The organism is Chimaeribacter californicus (assembly GCF_002858675.1).
Taxonomy (GTDB): Bacteria; Pseudomonadota; Gammaproteobacteria; order Enterobacterales; family Enterobacteriaceae; genus Chimaeribacter; species Chimaeribacter californicus.
This window is the reverse complement of sequence record NZ_PJZF01000005.1, coordinates 75038-89739: the sequence shown is the minus strand read 5'-3', so window position 1 is coordinate 89739 and position 14702 is coordinate 75038. Positions and strand designations below refer to the sequence as shown.

Genomic DNA, 14702 nt, shown 5'->3' with positions numbered 1-14702 from the left:
TATTTACCGCCGGTTTGCTTAATTTTATGTAAGTTTATTTCTAACGGTAGCTGTATATATTGCGGGTAAAAAAGCAAAAGAAGAGCGTCACGCAGTACAGGCACAGCGTAATAAGGGAAAATGTGGCGAGTGCCGGAGAAATAATAAATACGAGAGGGGCAGAATTGGGTGGAGGCCCTGCCAGCTACATCCCGGCACACACGACGCCTGCTGCGGCTGCTTCCTTCCGGACCTGACCGAGTTCACAAGTTAGTGTTGCGGGAGAACCAACAGGGCCTCCATTGACGGCTCCGGTGTTACGGAGCGGTGAGCATTATCAGTGAACCCCCTGCTAAAAGCAACCCATTACCACCTGACCGTTGTTTTCTTAAACAATCCCTCTTTATTATGCTGACACAGACCCTCCAGCTCCTGGTAAGGGCTTGATGACGCAGGGCGCCTCGCCCAGCCGCTGCCTTTCCTGCCCGTACGTTTTGTTTTTTACTAGTGGATGCCACACTGTTTTCTTTTTTAATCCATCAGAGACGCAAATGAACGAACCAGAAAACTTTAATCAGCGCGTTTATCATATTGTCGCCGCGATCCCTGAAGGCCAGGTAACGACCTATGGCAACGTAGCACGGTTAGCGGGGTCACCGCGGGCCGCACGCCAGGTCGGAGGCGTGTTACGGCGATTGCCGGAAGGCAGCCGCCTGCCCTGGCACCGGGTAGTAAACCGCCATGGCGGGATTTCGTTACAAGGGGAAGATTTTCAACGCCAGCGACAAGCCTTGCTGTCAGAGGGCATTTTGTTTGGGCCAGGTAGCCTGATTGATTTAAACCGGTATGGCTGGAAGGAATAAGGCCGGCAACCCGCGTTGCCGGCCAGGCCCTTATGGCATCGGTGACGGTGCCGGATTCAGGGTAGAAGGCACAGGATTATTTGGCGAGGTATCCAATGGCCCCAGGGTGGAAGGCTTCGTCGTCACAGGCACAGAGGCCAGTGGCACCAGCTTCAGGTCAACCTGATCGGCTTTGCCATTATTGATGACTTCCTGAATGGTGTCGGTCATAAACAACATCTGGCCATTATTATGAGTAATGGCTGCGCTCAGGATCACATGCGCATCAGGTTTAATATCGCGCGGGTTATACGGCAGCACAAAGGGGAAAGGTGCCTGCTTACCTTCTGTGCGTGCCACGCTCTGGGCAATCACTTTCGATGGCGCATCCGATGTTGAGGCATCAGAAAGCGTCACGGTCAGTACCGCATCAGGCGGCAGCGCAACACGCTGGCTGATATTAATTGTCCCGTTGACGGAAGGCTGCTGAATCGCCGCAGTTGACGGTGCGCCATTGCCCGGCGGCGGTGACGGCGGCGGTGCCGAATGGGACGCACATCCAGCCAGTGTCAAAGACAGCGCGGTTCCACCTACAATCTGCCAAAGTTTCATCAATTGCACTCCTTGTTATGATTACCTCTTTGCCGGTATCTAACACCAGCGTCGGGATGGTGGCTTTAACCACTTCACCTGATAATTGTGGCACATAACCCTGAAAAATTCCTGTCGCCCCCTGCCCGCTCCCTTTCTTCACCCCTGCCAAATCCACTACTATGCTAATGAAGGACTGTGGCTGATGACGGGCTATGTCTGTTAAGGGCAAGCGTGGTGGCTAAAGCAAGCCGGCATCCTTGCTCACGTTGTTTACCCTGGAGATCCCCCCTATGAGTCAGGCATTGAAAAATTTGCTGGATCTGCTCGATCTGGAAAAAATCGAAGAGGGGCTGTTTCGCGGCCAGAGTGAAGATCTTGGCCTGCGCCAGGTTTTTGGCGGCCAGGTGGTCGGCCAGGCACTGTATGCCGCCAAGCAGACCGTCCCGGCGGAGCGTGGTATCCACTCTTTCCACAGCTACTTTTTACGCCCCGGTGACAGCAGCAAACCTATTATTTATGACGTAGAGATCCTGCGCGACGGCAACAGTTTCAGCGCCCGGCGGGTCAAGGCGGTACAGAACGGCAAACCCATTTTCTATATGACGGCCTCTTTCCAGTGCCAGGAAACCGGGTTTGAGCACCAGAACACGATGCCGGAAGTCCCGCCACCGGAAGCGCTGATGTCAGAATCGGAGATTGCGCAGAAGTTTGCCCATCTGATCCCGGAGAAAGTGCGGGATAAATTCCTGGGGCAGCGGCCGATTGAAATGCGGCCGGTGGCATTTCATAACCCACTGCAGGGGGCGGTAGCAGAACCACAGCGCCATGTCTGGTTCCGTGTCAATGGCGAAATGCCGGATGATTTACGCACCCATCAATATTTGCTGGGTTATGCCTCTGATTTCAACTTCCTGCCCACTGCTCTGCAGCCCCATGGCGTAGGCTTCCTTGAGCCGGGCATGCAGGTCGCGACCATCGACCACTCTATGTGGTTCCACCGGCCATTCCGCCTGGATGACTGGTTACTGTATGCAGTGGAAAGTACCTCGGCATCCGGCGCGCGTGGGTTTGTGCGTGGTCAGTTCTATACCCGTGACGGTGTGCTGGTCGCCTCCACGGTACAGGAAGGCGTGATTCGTCGCCGCAGCTAATCACGCATTTATAAGATGTGATAGTCCGTGATAATAAAAAAAGGGCGGTGGATTACGCCACCGCCCTTCTATCATCATTATATGCTTCACTATCTGTGATGTTTTTGCATGTTGTCCGGTGCATTATCCGGCACAGGGTGGGAATCTCACCCGGTACCGGTCACACCTGTTTTTCTTATTTTTAGCGCACTGCTTTCTTAATCCCGCCAGCCATTACTGGTTGTAGGCATTTTCGCCATGGCTGTTGACGTCCAGGCCTTCGCGCTCCTGCTCTTCCGGAACGCGCAGTCCCACCACCATATCAGCAATTTTGTAGCCGATAAAGGCCACAACACCCGACCAGACCAGCGTCAGGCCCACGCTGAACAGCTGAACCCAGACCTGATGCCCCATGGTGACGCCTTCCGCATACCCTACACCACCCAGAGATGATGAAGTGAATACACCAGTCAGGATGCACCCTGTGATCCCGCACACGCCGTGAACGCCGAACACGTCACAGGTATCATCTGCATGCAGCCAGCGTTTGAGCATTACCACGCCCCACAGCCCGGCCACACCACCGACCAGCCCGATAATCAGGGCACCGCCGACGCCCACATAACCGGCTGCCGGGGTAATGGCCACCAGCCCGGCGATGCACCCGGAGCAGGCACCCAGCAGCGAAGGCTTTCCGCGCACCATCCACTCAACCAATACCCAGGAGAGAATAGCACCGGCCGTCGCCATCACGGTATTCAGGAAAGCCAGCGCGGCAATGCCGTTGGCTGCACTGGCGGAGCCGGCGTTAAAGCCGAACCAGCCCACATAAAGGATGCTGGCCCCGGTGAACACCATCGGCAGGTTGTGAGGTTTGAATGCCTCTTTACCGAAACCGGCGCGTTTCCCTAACAGGTAAGCCCCTACCAGGCCGGCAATCGCGGCGTTAATGTGCACCACGGTGCCGCCGGCGAAGTCCAGCGCGCCATCCGCTGCCAGGAAGCCACCGCCCCATACCATATGTGCAATCGGCAGGTAGGAGAAAGTCAGCCAGATCACGGTGAAGATCAACACCGCCGAGAAACGGACACGTTCCGCGAAGCCGCCCACAATCAACGCCACGGTAATACAGGCGAATGAGCATTGGAAAGCCACATGAATGAACTGGGCGAAGGTGCCGCTCAGGCTGTCTACCGTAATGCCTTTCAGCAATGCCGTCTGGAAGCCGCCAAAGAAGGCATTCCCTTCGCTGAACGCCAGGCTGTAGCCGTACAGCATCCACAGCACGCACACCAGCGCAAACGTCACCATGACCTGTGTCAGCATCGACAGTACGTTCTTGGAGCGTAACAGGCCACCGTAAAACAGCGCCACGCCAGGCACCGTCATGAACAGCACCAATGCGGTGCAGATCATCATAAAGGCGTTGTCCGCTTTATCGGCGACCGCCGGTGCCGCCGCCATTGCCAGTGAAGGCATCATGGCTGCCGCGCCAAGGCCCATCATGGATAAAAGTTTTTTCATTATCAATCCACCCCTAAGTCACTCACCCGAGCCTGAAATTACAATGCTGCTTCGTCAGTTTCGCCGGTACGAATACGAATCACACGCTGCAACTCCGCAACGAAAATTTTGCCGTCACCGATTTTGCCGGTGTACGCCGCTTTACTAATCACATCAATGACTTCATCCAGCTGGTCATCCGCAATGGCAATATCAATTTTGACCTTCGGCAGGAAGTTAACGCTGTACTCCGCACCACGATAAAGCTCTGCATGCCCTTTCTGGCGACCAAAGCCTTTAACTTCAGTTACGGTCAGCCCCTGAATTCCTACAGAAGAGAGTGCTTCGCGCACATCTTCCAGTTTGAATGGTTTGATCACCACGGTAACCAGCTTCATATTGCCACTCCTCGAAGTAAGAGCCCTGTCGCGTTAAACATGCGCCCGATAGGGTGTTTAAAGCAAAGGGTGTGCCATAAATGATTTCGCGTATGAATAGAGGGGATTAGCGCGTCACAAGCCACTTTCCGAAAACCCGGCCCAGACAATTTGACTTAAGGAACCCCAAGGAAAGAATAGACCCGCATCCTTTTAGTGCAACGCGCCTCCAGAAAGTGCAACACCCGCGTTTCAGGCTGGTGGGTTGCCTGATCATGGTGCGAAGGCGTGCCGTTCAGGAATCAGAAGGAAGCAAAAAGGGAAAGGGCGATGCCTGCGGCTGCAGGCATCGCCAGAGACAATCAGGAGGAGACAGGCACCTGCGGGGCGGGCGCAGATGCCGGTTGCGCGGCCTCAGCATCCAGTTGTTCCCCGACCAGTTGCATCTGATACATCTGGGCGTAGCGGCCCTGTTGCGCCAGCAAGCGGGTATGTGTGCCCTTCTCGACCGCCTGCCCGCGATGCAGCACCAGAATGGTGTCGGCATCCACCACTGTAGAAAGCCGGTGGGCAATCACTACCAGCGTGGTGCGTTCACGGATTGCCCGTAACGCCCGCTGGATGGCCTGCTCAGTCCCGGAGTCAATGTTGGCGGTCGCCTCATCCAGAATCAGGATCTGCGGAGCCTGCACCAGCACCCGCGCCATGGCCAGCAGCTGTTTCTGCCCAACGGAGAGGTTATTCCCCTGCTCACCTAACCGCGTGTGAATGCCTTCCGGCATATCACGGATCAGATCCGCCAGTTGAACGGTCTCCAGTGCGAGCCACACCTCCTGCTCATCGATCTCACGCCCCAGCGTGACGTTGGCATACACCGATTCGGCCAGCACCACCGGGTCTTGCTGTACCATCGCCACCCCCTGGCGCAGCGCCCGGTGTGATAATGACGAAAGCGGGCGGCCATCCAGCCGGATCTGCCCATCACTCAGCGGGTAATAGCCCATCAGTAAATTCGCCAGCGTGCTTTTGCCGCTGCCGGTATGGCCGACCAGCGCCACAAACCCGCGTGACGGCACCACCAGTGAGATATGCTCCAGTACCTTTTTATCATCACGGTAAGCGAAGCTGACGTTATCAATCTCAATACAGCCACTGGTCAGCGGACGATCGTCGCCGCCATACTGCTGCTGAACCCGATCCATCAGTTCGAAAATGCGCTCACCGGCCACCACCGCCTGTTGCAGGATGGACTGCTGGGACGTGAGTTCAATCAAGGGCTCATTCAGCCGCCCCAGATAGTTGATAAAGGCATACAGCACGCCCACGCCTACGCTGCCGACGGCGCTGAACCCAAACAGCATCAGTAACCCGCACAGCACCATGGTGGAAAACAGGCTCAGCAGCGGGCGCAGTAAAAAGCCTTCAATACGCAGCGTCTGCATCCGGGCATGGTAATGCGCCCAGCTTGCCGCACTCAGGCGCTCGGCAAAGCGCGCCTGTTGCCGGAACTGCTGGATCACGCCCATGCCGTTAATGACTTCATTGAAGCCGTCATTAATATCCGCCAGATAACCCCGCACCCGGCGGGCGATCGGTGTGCTGTAACGCTGGTAGAGCACCATCACTACCAATACCGCCGGGAAGATGCAGACCGCCACCGACGCCATGCGCCAGTCCAGGCTGTACATCGCCACCAGCATGGCGCTGATCAGGGCCACACTGCGCAGCACCGTGGAGACCACCGTGACATAGAGATCGCGGATCACTTCCGTATCATTAGTGACACGCGAGATAAGCTGGCCCACCGGCTGAATATCAAATTCGCTCAGCGGCTGGCGCAGGGCCGCGTCCATGACATCGATCCGCAGCGTCTGCACCACGCCGACTGCCGCGCGGTTAAACAGGATGGCCTGGAAATAGTGCAGGGCCGCCGCCAGCAGGTTAAGCAGGATGTACCCGGCAGCCAGCCCGGAAACCAGCCCGAGCGGCAAGCTGCCGTGGGCGACCACATGGTCGATAAAATAGCTGATCAGCAGCGGCCCCCCCACTTCGGCGGCCGCGGCCACCCACAGCATCAGCACCGCCAGCATCAGCGGCTTGCGGTAGGGTGAGCCATACGCCAGCAGGCGTTTCAGGGTCGGCCACATTGACTGGAACTTAGGCATCACGGGCCTCCTTGTGATCGTCCGGCAGCGCCGGCTCATCCAGTGCTGCTTCAAGTTGTTGGTAACGGTACATATCACGGTACCAACCCGGCTGGGCGGCCAGGGTTTCATGATCGCCGCGCTGCATCACCGTGCCCTGGTTGAGCACCAGAATCTCATTGGCCTCGGTCAGGGCCGAGAGACGGTGCGCGCTGATGATGACCGTGCGGTTGCTGCCCCACTGCCGCAGGTTGCTGAGGATGTCATGTTCCGTGCGGCCATCCACCGCGGAGAGCGCGTCATCCAGAATCAGGATTTCCGCCTCCAGCAGCAGGGCGCGGGCAATGGCGATACGCTGTTTCTGCCCGCCGGAGAGCATCACCCCACGTTCGCCCACCTCCGTTTCATAGCCCTGCGGCAGGCGCAGGATGTCCTCATGGACGCTGGCCAGCCGGGCTGCCTGCTCAATCTGCGCCGGGGTGGCCTCCGGGCGGCCCAGCGCAATATTTTGCGCCACGCTGTCAGAAAACAGGAACGGCGTCTGGCTGACGACCGCCAGCCGCCCGCGCCATGCATCCAGTTTGATCGTCTGCAGGGCAAGCCCGTGATAACGGATCTCCCCTTCGCCGACATCAAACTGACGCTGCACCAGTCCCAGCAAGGTACTTTTCCCGGCGCCGGTCGGGCCGCACAGGCCAAGCATCTGCCCGGGTTGCAGGCGGAAGCTGACATCATGCAGGGCCGCGTGGCTGTTTTCCGGGTAGTGGAACCGGCCGATCTGCACCTGCAACTCACCGCGCCCGGCCGGCAATGGCTGGTCGCCGTCAGTGACGGAAGGCGCCTCTTTCAGCAGACTGCGGATGCGGCTGTAAGCGGCGCTGCCGCGCTCAACAATGTTGAACATCCAGGCCAGCGCCAGCATCGGCCAGATCATCAGCCCCAGATACATCACAAAACTGGTCAGTTGCCCAAGCGTCAGGGTGCCGTGCACTACCAGCCAGCTGCCGCCGCCGATCGCCAGCAGGTTGGCCATACCGATGGCGATATAAATCGTCGGGTCAAACCGCGCATCCACCCGCGCCACCCGCAGATTCTTGGCCCCGGCATCGGCGGCGACGCGCGCGAACTGCCCGGACTGATGATCCTCCAGCCCAAAGGCCTTGATCATCCGGATGCTGGTCAGGCTCTCCTGGGTCTGGTCATTCAGCGAGGAGAAGGCCGCCTGGGCGGATTTGAAACGGTGATGCAGCTGATCGCCGTAGCGTTTGATGACCATCGCCATGATCGGCATCGGCACCAGTGACAGCAGCGTCAGTTGCCAGCTGATCTGCGTACTCATCACCACCAGCACCGCACACCCCATCACCAACGAGTCCACCAGGGTCAACACCCCCTCCCCGGCGGCGAACACCACGCGATCCACGTCATTGGTGGCGCGCGCAATCAGATCACCGGTGCGGTGACGCAGGTAAAAAGCCGGGTGCTGGCGGCTGAGCTGGCGATAGAAACGCTCACGCAGCTCGACCGCCAGTTGGTAAGACGCCCCAAACAGCAACACGCGCCATACATAACGCAGCAGATAAACCACTACAGACGTCGCCAGGATCACGCCAATCCACCCGAGCACCGCTGCGGTGGAGAGCCGCTTCTGGGTGATGCCGTCCACAATCACGCCGACCAGTTTTGGCGGCAGCAGTTGCAGGATGGCGATAATGATCAGCAAAGCAATGGCGCCGAGATAGCGGCGCCATTCCCGGCGAAAATACCAGCTTAATTGTGCAAACAATCTCACAAGATTTTATTCCCAAAAAATGAAGCGTCCCTGTATCGGACTCTTTCCGCTCAAGCAGCATAGAAGAAGCCGGAGAAAAAGCGATGAGGTGCCGGTTATTCCGGCAGCGGCAGGGCCGTGGTGTATTTAATCCTTTCCATCGCAAAACTGGAGGTCACTTCGATCAGGCCAGGCACCCCATTTACCAGTTTTTTATAGAAAATGTCGTAGCTTTTCATGTCAGCCACCTGAATTTGCAGCAGATAATCATACTCCCCCGCCATCCGGTAGAAGGCCAGCACCTCGGGCATCTGCTCGGTCTGGCTGACGAAATGCTGGTACCATTCGCGGTTATGCTGCTGGGTTTTGACCAGCATAAAGGCGGTGAGGCCCAGGCCCAGCTTGTCCCCGTCGAGCAGGGCAACCCGGCCGCGAATATACCCGTTATCCTCCAGCCTTTTCAGCCGTTTCCAACAGGGCGTTGAGGTCAGGTTTACCGACTCAGCCAACGCCTGAAGCGATAACGTGCAGTCCTGTTGCAGCAGGCGCAACAACGTACGATCGATTTTATCCAGCATACGGGCTTTCCTGAGAAAAATTTTCTCCTATGTCGCCATTTCAAAAGCAAGATAGCAACCCTTTTTTCCGGCCAACCGCGTACCCTTAGCTACCCTGACTTTACTGCCCTTGCCGAGAGATGTTATGACTGCCTCCTGGGTCAGACGCGCCATCCATGAAATCGACGCTGATTTCCAGCGCTCTGCCGATACTCATTTGATTCGCCTGCCGCTGCCGGACTTTCCGGGGATCGCTCTCTATCTGAAAGATGAGAGCACCCACCCCAGCGGCAGCCTGAAACACCGGCTGGCGCGTTCGCTGTTTCTCTATGCCCTCTGCAATGGCTGGCTGCGAGAAAACACCCCTGTGATTGAGGCGTCATCCGGCAGCACTGCTATCTCCGAAGCATACTTTTCCCGCCTGCTGGGCCTGCCGTTTATTGCGGTGATGCCGGCCAGCACTGCCCGCCGCAAAATTGAACAGATTGAGTTTTATGGCGGCCGCTGCCACTTTGTGGAGCAAACCGGGCAAATTTATGCAGCCTCTGAACACCTGGCCCACGATCTGGGCGGGCACTATATGGATCAGTTTACCTATGCTGAACGGGCGACCGACTGGCGCGGAAATAACAATATTGCCGACAGCATTTATCGCCAGATGTCGCGGGAACCGTTTCCCATCCCGCGTTATGTGGTGATGGGGGCCGGCACCGGCGGCACTTCCGCTACGCTGGGCCGCTATATCCGCTATCAGGGCCACGACACGCAACTGGTGGTAGTTGACCCGGAGCACTCCGTGTTTTACGACTACTACCATCAGCGTAACCCGCTTCTCACGGCCGCCTGCGGCAGCCGGATTGAAGGCATCGGCAGGCCGCGCGTGGAGCCCTCTTTCATTCCCGATGTCATTGACCGGATGATTCAGGTGCCGGACGCCGCCAGCCTCGCCGCGCTGACCTGGCTGACGCGGGTACTGGGGCGCCGTGCCGGTGCGTCAACCGGCACCAATATTTATGGCGCGCTGCTGCTGGCAGCCGAGATGCGGGCGCGGGGTGAGCAAGGGTCCATTGTGACACTGCTGTGTGACAGCGGTGAGCGTTACCCTGATACCTACTATAACGAGCAGTGGGTGAGCCGGCATATCGGTGACACGTCGCCCTATTTACAGCGCCTCATGTCCGGGTTTTCCGGCAGTTAATCTTCCCCGCCGCCGCGCAGCTGTTCAAACTGCGCCGGGGAAAGTACCCTATAGTAATTGTGCCCGGCTGAGCGCTGGCCGGGTTTGCACGTTAAAAAGGTAAGCATGAGATGAAACGAGCAGTAGTGGTGTTCAGTGGCGGCCAGGATTCAACCACCTGCCTGATCCAGGCGCTGGCGCAATATGATGAAGTACACTGCATCACCTTTGATTATGGTCAACGGCACCGGGCAGAGATCGAGGTGGCGCAAAAGCTCTCGGCCGAATTGGGTGCGCGGGCGCATAAAGTGCTGGATGTTGGCCTGTTGAACGAACTGGCCATCAGCAGCCTGACGCGGGATAACATTCCGGTTCCCAATTACGGCAGTGAAGCGGCCGGCCAGTTGCCGAGCACCTTCGTGCCGGGGCGCAATATTCTGTTCCTGACGCTGGCGTCGATTTACGCCTACCAGATTGAGGCGGAGGCTGTGATCACCGGCGTCTGTGAAACTGACTTCTCCGGCTACCCTGATTGCCGGGATGAGTTTGTGAAAGCGCTGAACCAGGCGGTTTCGCTGGGGCTGGCGCGCGATGTCCGGTTTGAAACACCGCTGATGTGGCTGAACAAAGCGGAAACCTGGGCGCTGGCGGACTACTACGGGCAACTGGAACGGGTTCGCCGCGATACGTTGACCTGTTACAACGGCATTCAGGGCGACGGGTGCGGTGAATGTGCGGCCTGTCACCTGCGGGCAAACGGCCTGGCGGTCTATCAGCAGGACCGTGCCGGTGTGATGGCCAGCCTGAAGCAGAAAAGCGGCCTGCAATAATCCCCGGTATTTCCCTTAAGATCCTGATGATCATGCCCCGCTGGGGCATGATGTTTCCGGCAATACCCGCCTCCTGCCACGCTCGTTTTACCCGTGGAAAGATCGGGCCCGGCTACCCCGGCCCGCAGCAGGTTCCCCCTGCGTCAGGAGGGCAGCACGTTATCCTGCTGTTCAAGCTGACGTAATTTCTCCAGTAACTCCCCTTCCAGCGGCAACGCTTTCTGGCTTTTTAAATCAATACAAACAAAGGTCAGCGCGGCATCGGCGACGGTTTCGCCGTCCCTGTCCCGCGTTACCACCTGGCTGACGACCCCGCTGCGCCCATTAAGGCGCTCCAGCCGACTGTCGATCCGCAGCCGGTCACCCAACACCGCCGGGGTGCGATAGTTGATATTAATGTTCACCACAATAAAGGCGATGTGGCGATCCTTCATCCATTGAAACCCCTCCAGGGCGGACAACCACTCCCAGCGGGCCTCTTCAAGAAACTCAAGATAACGGGCGTTATTGACGTGTTGGTAGACATCAATATGAAATCCCCGGACGTTTATAAAAGTCTGCATAGCGGCGCTTTCTCTCTCGTAACAGGTGGATAGGGTTCAGGTCTACACGCTGAAGTGCGCCCGCAGGCGCACTGGTCGGATCACTTTCTGAGCGTAGCAGATTCCCTGAGGCGCTGAGAAAAAGCGTAAGGCAACGCGAAGCGGCTCACAAAACCATCCGGTCGCGGTTGCGTTCAATCAGTGACGGGCCGATGCCGGGCACCTCCTGTAACTGTTCCACGGCGGTGAACTGCCCCGACTCTTCGCGGTAACGAATAATCGCCTCCGCTTTTTTAAGCCCCACGCCGTTTAAGCCGTCCGACAGCGTCTGCGCATCCGCGGTATTGATATTCACCTTTTCCAACGGTGAGGTGACCCCGGCTTTGGCCTCCGGCGTCAACGGGGCTTTTTCCGCTTTTTTAGCCGGGACGGCGCTGGCGGTTGCCACTTCACCATTTGGGGCGGCATGGAGCATCACCGGCAGGGTAGAAAGGCCTAATGCCAGGGCGAGTGAGAGTGAGGTAATGCCTAATTTTTTCATGCTGTTTCTCCTTGTGTTGTTCAGCACGCACACCATGCCGAAAAGCAAAAACAGACGCAAAGACCAGATGTTAAATGTGGAAAAGGCCGCGAAAGCGGCCTTTGTGTGTTGCAACGGATTACATTTTACTGGAAGCGTTATTCCACCTGTGCGGCGCTGCCCAGTTTGATTTTGCCGGACTGACGCAGGCCGGCAATCAATGCATCGAAGGTAATATTGGTGGCACCCTCTTTAATCTGGCCGGAGAAATTAGCCACTTCATCGGCCGGCAGTTTGCCTGGGTTGACCGCATCCAGGGCGACGATAACCACATTGCCTTTCTCATCCTGGGTGACGCCATAGTTCGGTTTACCGGCCTGCGGTTGCGGCAAGGCATACACGCTCTGCTCAAACGCGGAAGGCTGCTGGGAACGCTGCACTTTCTGCGTGGTGCCAAAGCTCAGACCAGCGGTTTTCAGCGCCTCATCCCCTTTCCCTTGTTTCAGGGCAGCCAGGACTTTTTGCGCGTCAGCCTGTGCCTGCGCCTGCGCTTTCTGGTGTTTGACCTGGGCCAGCACCGCATCCCGCACCTCGGCAAACGGCTTCACGCCCTGCGGTTTATGCGCATCCACACGTACCACGAAGGCGCGATCGCCATCGGCAGTGATGACATTAGAGTTGCTGCCCGGAGAACCGCCCTCACCCAACAGCGAACCATCAAACAGGGCATCGGCTACCGGCTTGGCGCTCAGTGCCTGTGGCAGGGTCTGCTGGGTGAACCAGTCAGTGTGAACAGCTTTGATGCCGGAAACTTCTTCGGCAGAGGCCAGCGACTCATTATCATTGGTTGCCGCTTCGCTGACTTTCTGTTGCAGCGCATAGTAGGCGTCCAGCGCTTTTTCCTGCTTCAGCTTGGCCAGCACGTCATTACGTACGTCATCTAACGGCTTCAGCTTTGCCGGCTCCACATCATTAAGACGCAGAACCAGGTAACCCGATGAGGATTTAATCACGCCGGAGACCTGCCCTTTTTCAGTCAGGTTAGCGTTTTTGAAATCGTCCAAAGTGGTTTCCGGCTCCATCCACTCCAGCTCACCGCCACGTTTGCCGGTGAAGGTATCGGTGGATTTGGTTTTGGCCAGTTCAGCGAAATCGGCGCCCTTTTTCAGTTCAGCCAGTACCGCGTCGGCGTCTGCCTGCGACTTCAGCACAATCACCGCAAATTTCTTGCGCTCCGGCTGGCCGAAGGTGTTTTTGTGCTGATCGTAGTAGGCGGCCACCTCAGCATCACTGACGGTGATCTTGTCCTGCAGGGCGGCGGCGTCCATTTCCAGATAGCTGACTTTCAGCTGCTGTGGCGCAATAAATTCGTTTTGATGCTGGTCGTAATAGCCTTTCAGCTCATCTTCGGTGGCCGTCTGTTTGGCTGCCAGCGCATCCGTATCGAATGCGGCAACCCGCACATCACGCTCCTGCAGCACCAGCGCGGCGAGGCTGTCAGCTTCGGCCGGCAAGACAAACTCGCTGCCGCCAAAGACCTGGTTTAGCTGTTGTGCCTGCAACTGGCGGCGAACCACTTGCGCATAGCTGTCCGGCGAGTAACCGCTGCCGCGTACCATCGCCAGATACTTATCATTATCGAATTGATTATTGGTCTGGAAGGCCGGGGTCTTCAGGATGCTTTGCTTGACCTGCTCGTCACTGATGGCGATACCCAGTTTTTTGGCATACTGGTCAATCAGGGTGACATCGATCAGCTGGTTCAGCACCTGCTGACGTAACTGCTGCATATATTGCTCATTACCGGCCAGCACTGAAAACTGCTCACCCAATTGCTGCTGCATCCGGGCGCGTTCATTCTGGAAGGCCTGTTCGAACTGGGCGCGGTTAATCTCCTGGCCGTTCACCTTAGCGGCATAATCGCCGGAGCCGCCGATCAGGTAGTTGCCCACCCCGGTCAGAACGAAAGAGAGGATAATGAGAGCCAGGATGATCTTGAGCACGACATGGTTAGAGGCCGCGCGTAAATTGTCCATCATAGTGTGACAACACTCCGCTGTAGTAGAGATTAACAACCCTGCGCAGGCATTAGTGCCCGGCGCGTCCTGCGCCGCTGCGCGGTAGCGCGAAAGGTCAGGTAAACCGGGCATCACGCCCGCATCCTGCCTGTGCTGAAAATAAAAAAAGCGCATCGTTTTTGATGCGCCTTGTATCTTACCTTACCAGGCAAGTGACGTCAGGTGATAGTTTGAGACAAAGGGTGCTTGTCACACGAACTGCCCAACAGTGCTTAGTTTACTGAATCTTTCAAAGCCTTACCTGCGCGGAAACCCGGTACTTTCGCCGCCGGAATCGCGATTTCTTCGCCGGTTTGCGGGTTACGGCCGGTACGGGCAGCGCGCTCACGGACGGTAAACGTCCCGAACCCCACCAGCGCTACTTCCTCACCCTGTTTCAGTGCATCAGTGACTGACTCAATAATGGTGTCCAGAACACGGCCGGCTGCGGCTTTTGAAATGTCAGCCCCTGCGGCAATGTTGTCGATCAGTTGTGATTTATTCACGTAGTCATCCCCTTTTGAAATCTTTGCCCGCGCGGCAAAAGTCCTTGGTGCGCGGCTGCGCTGCTTTTATATCAAGCCTGCCGGGCCTATGCAAGCCGCCGCCGGGCAGCCCAGGCATAGCCGGCCGCCCTACGTTAACGGCACAAAAAAAAACTGGCAAGTCACAATTGACC

General features: G+C 57.3%; 13 protein-coding genes, 1 other RNA gene and 1 pseudogene. 4 read left to right on the top strand and 11 right to left on the bottom strand.

All coding sequences use genetic code 11. The features are described 5' to 3' along the window. Positions 1 to 175 precede the first annotated feature (175 nt). Positions 176 to 272, bottom strand: an RNA gene (gene ffs, locus CYR55_RS08105) — signal recognition particle sRNA small type. A 258-nt stretch (positions 273 to 530) separates the two neighbouring features. On the opposite strand from ffs, the gene CYR55_RS08100 reads away from it, so the two are divergent. Next, positions 531 to 842, top strand: coding sequence for an MGMT family protein (locus tag CYR55_RS08100; RefSeq protein WP_101815649.1), 312 nt, complete (start codon positions 531 to 533; stop codon positions 840 to 842). A gap of 30 nt (positions 843 to 872) precedes the next feature. Here the strand turns inward: CYR55_RS08100 and CYR55_RS08095 are convergent, their stop codons facing one another. Then, on the bottom strand, positions 873 to 1433 hold the full coding sequence (locus tag CYR55_RS08095; RefSeq protein WP_101815648.1) for a YbaY family lipoprotein: 561 nt from the start codon (positions 1431 to 1433) through the stop codon (positions 873 to 875). A gap of 272 nt (positions 1434 to 1705) precedes the next feature. Here CYR55_RS08095 and tesB point away from each other — a divergent pair, with 272 nt between their 5' ends. Beyond that, a complete protein-coding gene (tesB, locus tag CYR55_RS08090; RefSeq protein ID WP_101815647.1) occupies positions 1706 to 2566 on the top strand; it encodes an acyl-CoA thioesterase II in 861 nt (286 codons plus the stop codon). Between the two features lie 213 nt (positions 2567 to 2779). On the opposite strand, the gene amtB is transcribed toward tesB, so the two are convergent. The 5 genes from amtB to CYR55_RS08065 form a co-directional block, all read right to left on the bottom strand. Beyond that, a complete protein-coding gene (gene amtB / locus CYR55_RS08085) occupies positions 2780 to 4069 on the bottom strand; it encodes an ammonium transporter AmtB (RefSeq protein ID WP_101815646.1) in 1290 nt (429 codons plus the stop codon). 38 nt (positions 4070 to 4107) lie between these two features. Then, the gene (gene glnK, locus CYR55_RS08080; protein WP_002208627.1) at positions 4108 to 4446 is read right to left on the bottom strand and encodes a P-II family nitrogen regulator; all 339 of its coding nucleotides are present in this window, start codon (positions 4444 to 4446) and stop codon (positions 4108 to 4110) included. Between the two features lie 341 nt (positions 4447 to 4787). Then, positions 4788 to 6590 (bottom strand): SmdB family multidrug efflux ABC transporter permease/ATP-binding protein, encoded by a 1803-nt coding sequence (locus CYR55_RS08075; protein WP_101815645.1) that lies wholly within the window; start codon positions 6588 to 6590, stop codon positions 4788 to 4790. Next, complete coding sequence (locus CYR55_RS08070; protein ID WP_101815644.1) at positions 6583 to 8361, bottom strand: SmdA family multidrug ABC transporter permease/ATP-binding protein; 1779 nt, start codon at positions 8359 to 8361, stop codon at positions 6583 to 6585. The genes CYR55_RS08075 and CYR55_RS08070 overlap by 8 nt, the downstream gene beginning before the upstream one ends. A 95-nt stretch (positions 8362 to 8456) precedes the next feature. Further along, a complete protein-coding gene (locus CYR55_RS08065) occupies positions 8457 to 8918 on the bottom strand; it encodes an Lrp/AsnC family transcriptional regulator (protein WP_101815643.1) in 462 nt (153 codons plus the stop codon). A 124-nt stretch (positions 8919 to 9042) separates the two neighbouring features. On the opposite strand from CYR55_RS08065, the gene CYR55_RS08060 reads away from it, so the two are divergent. Both CYR55_RS08060 and queC read left to right on the top strand, forming a co-directional pair. Beyond that, complete coding sequence (locus CYR55_RS08060; RefSeq protein WP_101815642.1) at positions 9043 to 10095, top strand: PLP-dependent cysteine synthase family protein; 1053 nt, start codon at positions 9043 to 9045, stop codon at positions 10093 to 10095. Between the two features lie 110 nt (positions 10096 to 10205). Continuing rightward, on the top strand, positions 10206 to 10904 hold the full coding sequence (gene queC, locus CYR55_RS08055) for a 7-cyano-7-deazaguanine synthase QueC (protein ID WP_101815641.1): 699 nt from the start codon (positions 10206 to 10208) through the stop codon (positions 10902 to 10904). 143 nt (positions 10905 to 11047) lie between these two features. Here the strand turns inward: queC and CYR55_RS08050 are convergent. From CYR55_RS08050 to hupB, 4 genes and pseudogenes are all read right to left on the bottom strand, one after another. Then, positions 11048 to 11470: pseudogene (locus CYR55_RS08050) on the bottom strand (acyl-CoA thioesterase); the annotation flags it as partial. 142 nt (positions 11471 to 11612) lie between these two features. Next, complete coding sequence (locus CYR55_RS08045; protein ID WP_101815639.1) at positions 11613 to 11987, bottom strand: ComEA family DNA-binding protein; 375 nt, start codon at positions 11985 to 11987, stop codon at positions 11613 to 11615. Positions 11988 to 12124: 137 nt separating this feature from the next. Next, complete coding sequence (gene ppiD, locus CYR55_RS08040) at positions 12125 to 14005, bottom strand: peptidylprolyl isomerase (protein ID WP_101815638.1); 1881 nt, start codon at positions 14003 to 14005, stop codon at positions 12125 to 12127. Positions 14006 to 14256: 251 nt separating this feature from the next. Further along, positions 14257 to 14529 carry a nucleoid-associated protein HU-beta gene (hupB, locus tag CYR55_RS08035; protein ID WP_101815637.1) on the bottom strand — a complete coding sequence of 91 codons (273 nt, stop codon included), beginning with the start codon at positions 14527 to 14529 and terminating at the stop codon, positions 14257 to 14259. Positions 14530 to 14702: the final 173 nt, after the last annotated feature.

Coding starts and splice junctions, on each gene's coding strand:
- CYR55_RS08060 (WP_101815642.1), top strand. CDS start 9,043: ATGACTGCCTCCTGGGTCAGACGCGCCATCCATGAAATCGACGCTGAT.
- amtB (WP_101815646.1), bottom strand. CDS start 4,069: ATGAAAAAACTTTTATCCATGATGGGCCTTGGCGCGGCAGCCATGATG.
- queC (WP_101815641.1), top strand. CDS start 10,206: ATGAAACGAGCAGTAGTGGTGTTCAGTGGCGGCCAGGATTCAACCACC.
- ppiD (WP_101815638.1), bottom strand. CDS start 14,005: ATGATGGACAATTTACGCGCGGCCTCTAACCATGTCGTGCTCAAGATC.
- CYR55_RS08075 (WP_101815645.1), bottom strand. CDS start 6,590: ATGCCTAAGTTCCAGTCAATGTGGCCGACCCTGAAACGCCTGCTGGCG.
- tesB (WP_101815647.1), top strand. CDS start 1,706: ATGAGTCAGGCATTGAAAAATTTGCTGGATCTGCTCGATCTGGAAAAA.
- CYR55_RS08045 (WP_101815639.1), bottom strand. CDS start 11,987: ATGAAAAAATTAGGCATTACCTCACTCTCACTCGCCCTGGCATTAGGC.
- CYR55_RS08095 (WP_101815648.1), bottom strand. CDS start 1,433: ATGAAACTTTGGCAGATTGTAGGTGGAACCGCGCTGTCTTTGACACTG.
- glnK (WP_002208627.1), bottom strand. CDS start 4,446: ATGAAGCTGGTTACCGTGGTGATCAAACCATTCAAACTGGAAGATGTG.
- CYR55_RS08065 (WP_101815643.1), bottom strand. CDS start 8,918: ATGCTGGATAAAATCGATCGTACGTTGTTGCGCCTGCTGCAACAGGAC.
- CYR55_RS08100 (WP_101815649.1), top strand. CDS start 531: ATGAACGAACCAGAAAACTTTAATCAGCGCGTTTATCATATTGTCGCC.